This window comes from Halomicronema hongdechloris C2206 (assembly GCF_002075285.3).
Taxonomy (GTDB): Bacteria; Cyanobacteriota; Cyanobacteriia; order Phormidesmidales; family Phormidesmidaceae; genus Halomicronema_B; species Halomicronema_B hongdechloris.
In genome coordinates, this window is the sequence record NZ_CP021983.2 from 569,606 (window position 1) to 582,493 (window position 12,888).

The following is a 12,888-nucleotide window of genomic DNA, read 5'->3' on the forward strand; positions in this document are numbered from 1 at the left end:
TCCGTTTGAAAGAGCAACGTGGTTTTAATTTATCGTCAATCGGCTTCTAGCGGAGCCGATTTTTTGTTTTCGTAATCTAGCCTTTTAATCTAGCCTTCGGGGGCAGTGGGTAGACCACTGGGGGCGGTTACTCCAGCCAGCACCAGGGCAAATGCGGCATCGGAGCGTCATATTGTTACATAAGTTCATTAATGGTTAGGGGAATCTAGCGCCTTGCCCTATACTTTAATGCCAGGATCCTATTGACTATTTATCTCATTAAGGGCATCCTGATTATGACCAGGTGACAGTCCACCCAGAGTTCCCTATTCCTGCATGGACTCTCCTCTGGCGCTCTCTCTAGGGAACTCTGGTTTCTTTCCTGGTTAGTGTTCTGATCTATTCCGCGGTTTAGATCCTGTCAGAGCTAAGTGAGAATTTGTCTCACGGGCTATCTTTTGTGATGGGGTCTCCGATGTAGCTTATTGCAATAAAATCTCTTTAATGGAGGTGTTGAGTGCAGACCTACGACAATCCCAAGATCCGATACGAGTGGTGGGCGGGTAATGCTCGCTTCGCCAATCTGTCAGGGCTATTCATCGCCGCCCATGCGGCTCAGGCGGCCCTGATTACCCTGTGGGCAGGGGCATTTACCTTGTTTGAGATATCCCGCTATAGCGCCGAGGTCCCCATGGGGGAGCAAGGGTTGATCCTACTGCCCCATTTGGCCACGTTAGGCTTTGGTGTGGGTGAAGGGGGGCAAGTCGTCACGACGTATCCATTCTTCGTTATCGGCGCCATTCATCTGATTTCATCGGCCGTGCTAGGGGCAGGGGGGCTGTTCCATGCCCTGCGGGCTCCCAGCGACTTGAAAGACGCCAAGGGGATTGCCCGGCGTTTCCATTTCGACTGGGATGACCCGAAGCAATTGGGCATTATTCTTGGTCATCATCTCCTGTTTTTAGGCATGGGTGCCCTGTTATTGGTGGGCAAAGCCATGTATTGGGGCGGGCTGTACGATGCCGCCTCTGAAATGGTGCGAGTTGTGACTCAACCCACTCTAGATCCCTTGGTGATCTACGGGTATCAGACGCACTTTGCCAGCGTCGACAACCTTGAGGATCTCGTCGGTGGTCACATCTATGTGGGGCTACTGTTGATTGCCGGAGGCATCTGGCATATTGTGCGGGAACCTCTGCCCTGGGCTAAGCGGGTGCTAATTTTCTCTGGAGAAGCGATTTTGTCTTACTCTCTGGGGGGCATTGCCCTGGCAGGGTTTGTGGCTGCTTATTTCTGTGCAGTGAATCCTTTGGCCTATCCGGTTGAGTTTTATGGGCCGTTGCTGGAGGTTAAATTTGGGGTCAGCCCTTATTTTGCCGACACCATAGAGTTGCCGATGGGAGCCCATACGGCCCGGTGTTGGTTGGCTAATGCCCACTTTTTCCTGGCCTTCTTCTTTTTGCAGGGCCATCTGTGGCACGCTCTACGGGCCATGGGCTTCGACTTCCGGCGGGTAGAGAGGGCTCTCAGTGCCGTTGAGGGCTAACTGATAGCCAGAGTTTGCCTCTCTGCTAAGGCTGGTTTCGTGCCGAGCCGGGCTCAGGCAATAAGGTTCCCTCCCAAGCGGGACGGATGCGTCGGGTAGTGCCGTTACCCGGCGCTTTCTTAGTTAGGGGCTCTTCGTATCTGTGTCGATGTATTCCCGCCAGCGTTGGATATGGGTGCCTTGTATGTCAATTGCGATCGCATCCTCGGCAGTGGACACCTGACCGCTAGATCGCTCCACCTCCTGCCAAGACCACTCCACCATGGCCCGGTTCTCCTGAATCACGACATTGCGGATATCAATGGCAGTGACCTGATGGGTGGCCATGAACGTTTGACAGGCCTGCAAAATTGCCTCTGGCCCTTGCCAGCACTGCCCCGGCACGATGAATTCTCCCGTGGGGCCAAACAGGGTGGCAAAGGCCTGGCCGTCCCCTTGCAACCAGGCGCGTCGAGCTAGTTGGATGACGGTTTGCATCATCACAGATGGATCCATGGTCTGAGTCGCCCCCCGGGTAGGAAAGATAATGGCGAGGAGGCCATAGGTCGAGAATGCGCGTCGATACACGAAAGTCGAGGAAATGTCGGCAATTCTGGCAGTCATCGATGGTCTTTGCCCTAGCCCCTCATAGCAGCGTCTGTCGGAAAAAGTCGAGGGTTTCTTGCCAGGCCGCCGCCGCCGCCTCAGGGACATAACGTTGGCCAGAGGGATTGGCGAAGGCGTGGCCAGCCCCTTCATAGACATGAACGTCGACCGACTTGTCCAGGTCTGTCAGGGTCGACTCGAAGGCCCGCACCTGCTCCAGGGGAATTGAGCGATCTTCTGCCCCAAAGATGCCAAGAATCGGCATTTGCAAGGGCTCTAACCGACTGGCATCGGTAACCAGTTGCCCGTAGTAGATAACGGTGGCGTCGATGGCTTGGGGCAGGAGCAGGGCGGTTTGCAAGGACCAGGTCCCACCGAAGCACCAGCCAATGGTACCTACCTTAGCAGCCTGCTGTTCATTGACGAGATAATCGTAGGCCTGCTGTAGATTGGCCTGGGCCTGATCAGGATTATCGCGCACGGCCTGTACCAACTGGCGAGCCTGGTCAGGGGTGTCGGTGACGGCGCCGTTGTAGAGGTCAATAGCTAGAACCGTGTACCCTTCACCGGCTAAGCGTTGGGCTGTGGTTTTAATATTCTCGTTGAGACCCCACCATTCATGGATGGCAATGATTCCAGGCCGTGGTTCTTCGACTGGGGTGTCCGGTTGGGTTAGAAACCCAGTGATGGCCTCTCCCTCGACGGAGGCGTAGGTCACGTCGCGGCTGGTAACGGGCTGGCGTGGTGGCTGAGTAGCCAACTCGGTGGCGACGGGCTGGTCGCCAGTGTGCTCCTGGGCCATAGAGTCTAGGGAGGTGTCTGGGGTAGGCGCGTCAGCGCTACAGGCAGTGACCACCAAGATCACTGCCAGGGCAATCCCGAACAGGGGGGCGAACCAAGGGTGCGATCGCATCGAAGCCCTCATCCATAGTCGTCACGATCGATTCTATCGAGCCTAGATTTAGATAGGTGGCAATCGATGGATCTGGGCTGGCTGAATTTCCATAGCTCCGGCCTAGCCGCCTATCCTAGAAAGGGACCTGTTGGAGACATCCATGAGCCGCGCTGATACCCCACAGCAACGTCCTATGCGGATTGCAGTTGTTGGCGATGTCCACGATCAGTGGAGCGATGACGACGGGATAGCCCTAAAGCACCTACAGGTAGATTTGGTGCTACTGGTGGGGGACTTCGGTAACGAGGCCGTAGAAGTGGTACGGTCGATTGCCAAGCTGGATAGCCCCAAAGCCGTCATTTTAGGCAACCATGATGCTTGGTATAGTGCCACTCCCTGGGGTCGGAAAAAATGTCCTTACAATCGCCAGCAAGAAGATCGAGTCCAGCAACAACTCGATCTGCTCGGAACCGCCCATGTCGGCTACGGCAAGTTAGATTTTCCGGAGTTGGGCCTGAGTGTAATCGGTGGTCGCCCCTTTAGTTGGGGCGGATCAGATTGGACCTGTGCCGACTTTTATCGGCAGCGCTACGGTATCACCGATTTTCAGGCCTCAGCTGCTCGCATTCAACAGGCCATTGATGCCAGTAGCCAAGACACCCTAATCTTCGTCGGTCACTGTGGCCCCACTGGTTTAGGCAATGCCGCCGAAGCCCCCTGTGGTCGTGACTGGAAACCCCTCGGCGGTGATTTCGGCGATCCCGACCTACGTCAGGCCATTACCTATGCCCAACACCAAGGCAAGCAGGTACCCTTAGTGACCTTTGGCCATATGCACCACCGCCTGCGCCATACCCAAACCCTAGAACGCCAACGGCTGGCCATTGACCAACATCCCACGATGTACCTCAATGCCGCCAGCGTGCCCCGGGTAGTGAACACAGGCTCAGACCAACGGCGTAATTTTTCGATCGTGACCCTAAGCAAAACTCATCAAGTCCAGCACATTTCCCTCTGCTGGCTCAACCAGCAGCATCGCCTTGTCACCGAAGACGTGATCTATAGCTTGGATGGTCTACCGACCCTAGCAGAATTGGCGTAGATAGCATTACAGATTAGTAACTCTGTACGGAAATCCCTAGGGTAGAGCGGCAAGATCAAGAAAGCACTCCCCAGGAGTTTGAGGTATGGCCCCTACCCGATATAACCGGTCCGGGTGGACACGATTGGCGATAACGTTACTAGCCACTGGGCTAGCCACGGGAGCCATGGCTACTCTGGTTCCGGTGGCAACCGCGCAGAACACAAATCCATCTCCGCCCACCAATCCAGATCCTCCTCCCTCAACTCCTCCTACTAATCCCCTGCCTCCTGCCAATCCAGGGACTAATACACCAACTCCTGAGATTGATATTGATGACGTGCCGTCCCCTATTCTACGGCCAGTTGTCTCCCCCTTGGAGTTGCCACAATTACTGATCCAGGGACAGCCAACGCTGGTGGGCTACCCTGCGGTTGCCAATGCCGCCATAGAACCGCTAGCAATTCTACGGTTGCCCTTCCCAGAGGTACCGTTATGGCTTTTTCCCCCAGGGCATCGTCAATTGACATCAGGGTCATTACCCTCTAACTTTCCCGCTGGGTTGCTAATTTCTCCTCCCCTGTTATCCCTCGACCCCTCCTTATTGCAGGGAATGCCCAATGTCCCTGGGACTACCCAAGTACCTTACATCTATATTGATCCGGGGCAGCAGTCAGAGGTTTCTCCCATCACCATTCCCTCTGCCGATCCCAATGTTGTAGTCAACTCCCCCAGCCAGACCTTGGGCCTGAGTCCGGCCATGGAGAATTGCTACGGCCATACCCAAAGCCAAGCAGAGATCGACAGTGGCCTGGCCAATCAATTAATCCAGTGCTACACCCAGAACTTGGAAGTGGCCCAGCAGCACAACAACCAGGCCTGGACCGCCTATGCCCTAAATAACCTGGCTGTGGCTCACTTTATCCGGGGCGACTATCGCCAGGCATTGGCCTATCATCAACAGCTGTTGACCCAGGCTCAGGCCCAAGCCAGCGACTTGGAAATCGGCATTGCCCTGGCAGGGTTGGGAGCAGCCCATGCGGCCTTGGGACAGTATGACCAGGCCATTGAGCAGTATCGTCAGGCTCTGGATCACTTACCCCAGGCCAAGGCGCCTCAATGGCGGGCGCTCACCCTGCGCAATCTAGGCAATGCCCTATTAGGACAGGGACAGATCCAGTCTGCCATTGAGTATCAGCACCAGAGTCTGGCTATTTCTGGCGCCATTGGCGACACCTACGGCCAGGCTCAAGCCCGGGGCAATCTAGGTAATGCCTATGCTCTCTCGGGTCGCTTCGATGATGCCGTGACGGTGCAACAGCAAAGCCTAGAACTGGCTCGTCAGTTGCAAGATCCGCTGCAGGAAGCCCAGGCACTGCTGGGGCTGGGAACAACCTATGGCTATCAGCAGGATTACGATCAGGCGGTGGACTACTATGGTCAAGCTCTGACTCTAACCCGACGGTTGCAGGCCCGCTTGGGAGAGGGCATTGCCCTGACTAATTTGGGAGATGCCCTATTTCGGTTGAATCGGCTCAGTGAAGCGGAAGGGCGGCTGTACCAGGGCATTGCCATCTGGGAATCTCTGCGGGCTGGATTAGGCACCAACGATAGCTTCAAGGTCTCTATTTTTGAGACCCAGGCTGCTACCTATCGCAATCTGCAAGAGGTCTTGGTGGCCCAGGGGAAAATTCAGCCCGCCCTAGAAGTTGCCGAGCGGGGACGGGCCCGAGCCTTTGTGGAGTTGGTGGCCCGGCGGTCAGGCGCTCAACTGACGGCGCCCTCTCCCCCGACTATTGCAGCGATTAGCCGCTTGGCTCGCCAACAAAACTTGGCTCTGGTAGAGTACAGCATCATTCGAGACCAGTTTGTGGAGACTCCCCATGGCGCGTCGGTGCAATTCACCAACGAGCCCCAGGAGTCGGCCCTATTTGCTTGGGTGGTGCAGCCTTCAGGCCAGGTAAAGTTTCAGCGGCTGGACTGGCCCGCCGACTGGCCTTCCCTAGAACAGGTGGTACAACAGGGACGACGGGCCATGGGGTTGCGAGGGCGGGGTATTGATGTTGTCTATACCCCAGAACCCCGTAGCGATCCAGATGCGGCGACAGATTTGCAGCGATTGCATCGGCTCCTGATTGAGCCCATCGCGGCCTGGCTGCCCCCCGAGGCCGAAACTCCTGTGGTGTTTGTGCCCCAGGAGGAGCTATTTTTGGTGCCGTTTCCGGCCTTACAAGATGCAGAGGGTCAGTATTTTCTGGCGCACCATACCCCAATGACGGCGCCGTCAATCCAGTTGCTGGGGTTGACCCTGGAACGAGCCAATCGTCGCCAGGTAACTATGCCATCGGCAGACTGGTTGATCGTAGGGAATCCGATGATGCCCTCGGTGCCCCTAGACGAGCAGTCCCCTCAGCCTCTGCCCGAATTGCCCGGGGCTGAAGCTGAAGCGGTTGCGATCGCAGCCTTGGTCAATAGCCAAGCTCTCACAGGGGCCACCGCCACCGAATCCCTGATCACCCAACGGCTGCCCCAGGCTCGCTATATTCATCTGGCCACCCATGGCCTACTAGACGACATCGACGGCGAGGGAATCCCTGGCGCCATTGCCCTAACCCCTGACAACCACGAAGATGGTTTTCTCACCGCCAATGAATTATTCCAACTGAAATTGCAGGCCGACCTGGTCGTTCTCAGCGCCTGCGATACCGGCGGCGGTCGCATCACCGGTGATGGCGTCATTGGCTTATCTCGCTCCTTCCTATCCTCTGGGGCCAACAGCGTCGTCGTCTCCCTATGGACCGTGCCCGACGTGGCCACCGCCGATTTGATGACCGCCTTCTACCAAGCCCTACCGACCACGTCCCATAAGGCCCAAGCCCTACGTCAAGCCATGCTATCCACCCAACAACGCCATCCCCATCCCAGCGCCTGGGCTGGCTTCACCCTCATCGGCGACTGGCGCTAAACCCTATATTGAGAGCGACGACCGATTTTTCTAACCAATGGTCTAAATGACGGCGACACATTCTGTCCCTACTCCATCAGCCCCAGGGTGTAGCTCCAGAGATTGAGAAATGGCTTGCCCCCTGTCATCCTCTCTAGGCGAATGGTATAAAGAGAAAGCGTCAGCTCATAGCTGGAGAGGTGGCAGAGTGGTCGATTGCGCTCGACTTGAAATCGAGTGTGCCGCAAGGCACCGTGGGTTCGAATCCCACCCTCTCCGTATGCCTCAGCCACCTGGTCTCACTGACAGTCTAATGACTCGTGGTGTGCTCTTGGCGAATAGATGATGCAATGCAGCTATTGGGATGCCTGAGCAAGCAACGATTCAGTGATGCGCTCACCTCTGGGAATCGCCTGCCATTCAGCCCATCGAGGCTGAAATTGGCAAACGCAAACGATGATCGGCATTGAGGTGGCAGGACTAGTGAACTCTTGCACCGCAGAAATCACCCGGCCCCCATCTCTGCCATGGCTGACACCATCGCCAGGGTCAGCTAGGTTGGCTACTCACGTACCCGATCCCCCCGCGAGAGCATTGTCCTGACCAGTCCATTCCTCTGCCAAGATGTCAGTCAACCCTCCAGAGGGCATCAGCATTCGCTTTTCCCATCCAGGCACATTACTCGATCTGCAAATGCCGAATACGTGTTTTTTACTTATAATATAAGTAACTAATACTTGACGAGCTTCATGTGGCGAGGTTAGCATCGCGGTACATGTGAAGCTCGCTTTTGTGTCTTCAGTTTGTTGCTCATCCATATATCTTTGTCGTCATGCCTGCAAGTAACTCAGTATTAGAAAGGCCCAAAGCACCTAAAGCTCCTCCAGAGCGTATTCGTCTTAGTTTGGATGTATCTCCTGATCTTTATGGGGTTCTAGAAAAGACGGCAGCAAAAATAGGTGGGTCGAAAAGTGATGCTCTGAGGAAAGCAATTGTTCTAATGAGCATAGTCGTTGATGCTCAGGCGGAAGGGAAAATATTTGGTATCGCCAATAGCGATGGAGAGGCCAATTAGCAAGCCAATTATAGGCTTATTCTGATGCTAAAAATCTTGCAAAACTCACCCATTGCATGGCTGAGCCCCCCCAAGAAATAGACTTAAATGAGAAGCTTGCAAGTCTAGGTCATTCAGTAAATGAACCCGAGGCTAGATCTAAAGGTGCTCAACGCGTTAACGTTTCGCGTATTGAGCACCTTTCTCTTAATGATTTAAAAGACAAAGATCCGGAACTCTTTGGCAGCTTCCATATTAAATCATGAAAAAATGAATGACCAATTTGATATCGGGAAAGAATTAGAAGATTTAGACCCTGAACCTTCGACCCGCGTTGTTTTTACATCCTATCCAGAAACTCCCGAAGAGCGTCAGCGATTGATGGATCATACGTTCCAGATGGAAAGAGGGCGAGCATTTGATCGACGAGTGAAAATGCTAGTGGTAGAAACTGGACCTTCTATCCTTGCTGCCTTGGTTGTCCTAGCAATCACTATCACCAACCTTATAGTTATTTCTCCACTAACAGAAACAACAGAGGAGGAGGAACAAAGGGCAGCTTCCCAAATGGGATTAATACTAACTGGAACTTTGGCTTTCGTCTTTGGTAAAGCCAGTGACTCTAGTAAAATCCCTTAACCAGCTGCGCGTCGCAAAGCAAATATTACTTGTCACTCAGCCGGAATATAGCAGGTAGGGGATGATCCTCTAGAACAAGAGAATGTTGATCTATAGTGGTCGCCATTGTGATTCAGACATAGACTGAAGAAGTCTGCCCTATCGCTAAGTCTCATGCCTAAACCCTAGAGCTACGACCTCCGGCGCAAAATCATGGAAGCCATCGACCTTGATGACATGCCGATTCAGGAAGCCGCCGCAGTCTTTCACATCAGTCGCGACACCATTTATCGCCAGGGTAAGCGCTAAGCCGAAACCGGCGATGTCCAAGCCAAAGCCCATCCCCACCCCGGTCATAGCCATAAAATCTACCGGATTAGAACGTAATTAAGGAGGAAGGCGGAATTAAACTAAAGACACTTTCCATGCTAGACAAGGGTTCCAACGTCGGACATCTTACATTCATTTAATTGAGCCCTGCTACTTAGAACGCATTAGAGACTAGAGTCGCCGGGTCAAGTTGAGGCCATGGGTATCGGTGCCGCAGGTGGTTAAAAGCTGATATTCAGTGGCTAGGGCTTCAATCTCAGGAGTCTGCTTTGGGCAGGGCCGCCATTGACTGGGATTGTCATAGGCGTAGTAGGCTTCGACCCCGTCGATGCCCTCCCCGACGGCAACCTGAATTAATTCAGAGGCCGGGCGACGATATCGAGCCGGGTGAGCTAGTACAGCGATGCCACCAGCTTGTTGAATCGCCTGAATCACCCGCTTAGACTCTCGATGGCTGCCCCGAGGGGCATGCCCCTGGAGATAGGGGTACATGGCTTTATGACTCGGATCGAAGGCATAGCCCAGAATATGGACATCGATACGAGCGAGTAGGGCCGTGATTTCTGCCCCGACCCATAACCGCGGTAACCCACTGGAGTAACGACAACTACTGCTGATGCGGGCAGGATGATGCCATTGCCAGTCTTCTAACCACTGCTTGGCTTGGTAAAACCCCTTTACATTGTGGTGGTCTGTAATGGCAAATTCCTTTAGCCCTAAACTCAGGGCTTGTGCCATTAGGTCCGCTGGGGTCAAGCGACCATCCGAGCAGACAGTATGCATGTGGAAGTTGTAACCCTTGGGGCAACTGGTGTCATCAACTTGCTTAAAGATTGACCTCAGCGTATCTGCATGATGGCCGATTTGGGCCGATGCTGACAGCTGCGTCAGGCTAACCGCCATGGTGATATCAGAAGTGTGCACGTGCGACTCATTACTAATTACTAATATACCCACTGGCAGGAGCTTATAGCGGTCGTGGCTACAAAAATGTTCAACCCTGACACTCGCTATCCCTTGATTTTGCGCCCCTTACTTCTCTAGACGCACTACATACCACTGCCAACGTTCCCCCGGCTGTCGTTCAAACTCACAGGCTGTGTCCCTTAAATGGCGAGCTTGGGCATCTAGATTTTCCAAAGCGCGCAGCTCCCGAGGCAGAGCCTCCTGACAATCAGCTAACACCCCCTTCAGCCGCTCTAGAAGCTCATCTGGAGTAAGAAAGACTTCGTCTTGGCCGGGAATGAGTAAGACATACATATCATCATCCCGGTACATGATGGCATCTGGCATGGCGATTCCATAGAGGGTCATCTCCAGCATACTGACTGGCTTGCTCCCTGGCCTACCCCTGTTTGAGGAACATCGCAATTGTTATCAAGCCTGGCATCAGGCCCTGCCCAGGCTTACGATTCGCCATCGGACCAGTGCCATATCTCCCTGCCCCCTGGCAATTACAGGATCCAGTGATATAGTAAATCTATCACCCAAATTCCGACCGATTTACCGGTGAATAGATTGAGCTGATTGTCACGACAATCCCCAGTCCAGCTCAAGATTTAAAGCGGTTTACAGCGTCAGAGTTGGACTTAGAGTGTTCCAGCTAAATACTCATCCAAGGGCTGGCTGAACAGGCCAGATAGGCTGAGTTCAATCGCCTAGATCAGGCTATTTTTTTGATGGAATACTCTTAGACACGGTTTAAGACGGCATTATTCTGGCTTCTCATGGTTTACAGTCCTACATCAACCACCTCAAATTCCTCGTCGGCTCCCTATCGACAGCAGAAAACCTCCAAGTTAGAGGGGATTAAGGAGCGCAGTCGGTATTTGCGGGAGCCAGTGGCCACTGAGCTGTTGCAAGATACCACGCACTTTTCCAAAGATGGGTTGCAAATCCTTAAGTTCCATGGCTCTTATCAGCAAGACAATCGAGACAATCGGGTTCGGGGCCAGGAAAAGGATTATCAGTTCATGTTACGCACCCGGAATCCGGGTGGCTATATTCCCCCCCAGTTGTATCTGACGTTGGATCGCCTCTCTGAGGAATATGGCAACCACACGTTGCGAGCCACGACTCGGCAGGGATTTCAACTCCACGGGGTGCTGAAGAGAAATCTGAAGGCCACCATCGCTGCGATTATTCGCAGCCTGGGTTCGACACTGGGAGCCTGTGGCGATTTAAACCGCAACGTCATGGCATCGCCGGCTCCCTTTGCCCATCGGCCAGACTATAGAATTGCCCGGGACTACGCCGAGCGCATTGCTGACCTGTTACGGCCCCAAACCGAGGCCTATTACGAGATCTGGCTGGATGGAGAAAAGGCGATTACCGCTGAAGAGCACCCTGAGGTGGTGGCAGCTCGTCAACGCAATGGCCATGGCACTCTGGTACACGGCAGCCAAGAGCCCATCTATGGAGCTTACTACATGCCGCGTAAGTTCAAGTGCGCGGTGACGGTGCCGGGAGACAACTCGGTAGATGTCTATACCCATGATGTCACCCTGGTGGTGATAGTCGATGCCGCCGGAGAGCTGCAGGGGTTTAATATCCTAGCCGGGGGAGGCATGGGCCGTACCCACAATAAGGAAGAGACCTTTGCCCGCCTGGCTGATCCGATTGGCTATGTGGACAAGGCCGATGTCTACGATGCTCTAAAGGCAATTGTTGCCACCCAACGGGATTATGGCGATCGATTCCAGCGCCGCCACGCTCGTATGAAGTATTTGCTACATGATTGGGGGGTGGAGCACTTCCGGCGCCAAGTGGAAGCCTATTTTGGTAAACCCTTGCAACCCTTTAAGCCGCTGCCAGAGTGGCGGTTTTATGACTATCTGGGATGGCACGAACAGGGAGATGGGGCGTTATTCGTGGGCATTCCCATCGAGAATGGCCGCATTCTGGATCGAGACACATTGACGCTGAAATCGGCATTGCGAGAGATTATTCAGCGGTTTCAGGTGCCCATGCGGGTGACGCCTAACCAGAGTGTGATTCTCTACGACATTGATCCGGCTGCTCGGGCGGAGATTCAACAGATTTTGAGCCGCCATGGGGTGCGCTCAGAGGCTGAGCTAGACCCCCTGGTGCGCTACAGCATGGCTTGCCCGGCGCTACCCACCTGTGGTCTGGCCATTACCGAGTCGGAACGGATTATCCCTAAGGTGCTGGAGCGCATTCAGCAGTTGCTGATCCAGGTGGGGTTACAGGATGAGCATTTCGTGGTGCGCATGACCGGTTGCCCCAATGGCTGTGCCCGACCTTACATGGCGGAGTTGGGCCTGGTGGGCAGTGGCCCTAACCAGTATCAGCTCTGGTTAGGGGGAGCGCCTGATCAGACTCGCTTGGCACGTCCCTTTATCGATCGCCTGCACTTAGATGAGCTAGAGGGTGCTCTGGAGCCGCTGTTGGTCTGCTTCCGGGAGACCCGGCAGGCAGGGGAATCGTTTGGTAGCTTTTGCGATCGCATCGGGTTTGATGCCCTGCAGCAGTTCAGTGACAGCTATGATCCCAGTCAATATACTCGGGAGCGCAAGTCACGCCATCGCATCGGCATCACTGATTCGGTCTATCGCCAGCTCAAAGCTGCTTCCCAACAGCAAGGTCGTCCCATGTCGCAGATTGCAGCGGAGGCGCTTTCAGCCTACTTGAACTAGGTGATCAGGGGCTAGGACTCTGCGGCAGATATAACGCTGCTATTGCTCAGAGCAACAAGGCTCATCTATCAGGGTTTCTCGTTCTGCCTGCTGCTGCTACGCGCGGGCATAGTCCTACTGCCCTCCCACTGTGGTTCAGCATGAGAAATGGTTAGGCATGAGAAAAGGACGGCTCCGTGCAGGAGTCGTCCCCAGTAGCA

11 protein-coding genes and 1 tRNA gene are annotated in these 12,888 nt (G+C 54.3%); 8 read left to right on the plus strand and 4 right to left on the minus strand.

The window, feature by feature from the left end; genetic code table 11:
* Positions 1–496 precede the first annotated feature (496 nt).
* Positions 497–1,525: a chlorophyll a/b binding light-harvesting protein gene (locus tag XM38_RS02705; RefSeq protein WP_080808502.1), complete on the plus strand. Its 1,029-nt coding sequence runs from the start codon at positions 497–499 to the stop codon at positions 1,523–1,525.
* Between the two features lie 123 nt (positions 1,526–1,648).
* On the opposite strand, the gene XM38_RS02710 is transcribed toward XM38_RS02705, so the two are convergent.
* Together XM38_RS02710 and XM38_RS02715 are read right to left on the minus strand one after the other, a co-directional pair.
* Complete coding sequence (locus tag XM38_RS02710) at positions 1,649–2,092, minus strand: nuclear transport factor 2 family protein (protein ID WP_225889165.1); 444 nt, start codon at positions 2,090–2,092, stop codon at positions 1,649–1,651.
* A 58-nt stretch (positions 2,093–2,150) separates the two neighbouring features.
* A complete protein-coding gene (locus tag XM38_RS02715) occupies positions 2,151–3,023 on the minus strand; it encodes a dienelactone hydrolase family protein (RefSeq protein WP_080808499.1) in 873 nt (290 codons plus the stop codon).
* A gap of 142 nt (positions 3,024–3,165) precedes the next feature.
* On the opposite strand from XM38_RS02715, the gene XM38_RS02720 reads away from it, so the two are divergent.
* The 6 genes from XM38_RS02720 to XM38_RS02745 all read left to right on the plus strand — a co-directional run bounded on the left by XM38_RS02720 (position 3,166) and on the right by XM38_RS02745 (position 9,011).
* Positions 3,166–4,107 carry a TIGR04168 family protein gene (locus XM38_RS02720; protein ID WP_080808496.1) on the plus strand — a complete coding sequence of 314 codons (942 nt, stop codon included), beginning with the start codon at positions 3,166–3,168 and terminating at the stop codon, positions 4,105–4,107.
* Positions 4,108–4,273: 166 nt separating this feature from the next.
* Positions 4,274–7,051, plus strand: a complete 2,778-nt coding sequence (locus tag XM38_RS02725; RefSeq protein WP_187329249.1) for a CHAT domain-containing protein — start codon at positions 4,274–4,276, stop codon at positions 7,049–7,051.
* A 173-nt stretch (positions 7,052–7,224) separates the two neighbouring features.
* Positions 7,225–7,309, plus strand: a tRNA-Ser gene (locus tag XM38_RS02730).
* Between the two features lie 553 nt (positions 7,310–7,862).
* Positions 7,863–8,105 (plus strand): hypothetical protein, encoded by a 243-nt coding sequence (locus XM38_RS02735; protein WP_080808559.1) that lies wholly within the window; start codon positions 7,863–7,865, stop codon positions 8,103–8,105.
* A gap of 219 nt (positions 8,106–8,324) precedes the next feature.
* Positions 8,325–8,723, plus strand: a complete 399-nt coding sequence (locus XM38_RS02740) for a hypothetical protein (RefSeq protein ID WP_137454995.1) — start codon at positions 8,325–8,327, stop codon at positions 8,721–8,723.
* 192 nt (positions 8,724–8,915) lie between these two features.
* Positions 8,916–9,011, plus strand: coding sequence for a helix-turn-helix domain-containing protein (locus tag XM38_RS02745; RefSeq protein WP_137454996.1), 96 nt, complete (start codon positions 8,916–8,918; stop codon positions 9,009–9,011).
* A 192-nt stretch (positions 9,012–9,203) separates the two neighbouring features.
* Here XM38_RS02745 and XM38_RS02750 read toward each other — a convergent pair whose 3' ends face one another.
* Positions 9,204–9,935 carry a PHP domain-containing protein gene (locus XM38_RS02750; protein WP_080808556.1) on the minus strand — a complete coding sequence of 244 codons (732 nt, stop codon included), beginning with the start codon at positions 9,933–9,935 and terminating at the stop codon, positions 9,204–9,206.
* 129 nt (positions 9,936–10,064) lie between these two features.
* Positions 10,065–10,355 (minus strand): CRR7 family NDH-1 assembly protein, encoded by a 291-nt coding sequence (locus XM38_RS02755; RefSeq protein WP_256995520.1) that lies wholly within the window; start codon positions 10,353–10,355, stop codon positions 10,065–10,067.
* A 404-nt stretch (positions 10,356–10,759) separates the two neighbouring features.
* Between XM38_RS02755 and sir the strand changes: the two genes are divergently transcribed.
* Positions 10,760–12,688, plus strand: coding sequence for a sulfite reductase, ferredoxin dependent (sir, locus tag XM38_RS02760; protein ID WP_088429024.1), 1,929 nt, complete (start codon positions 10,760–10,762; stop codon positions 12,686–12,688).
* The last annotated feature ends 200 nt before the right edge of the window (positions 12,689–12,888 follow it).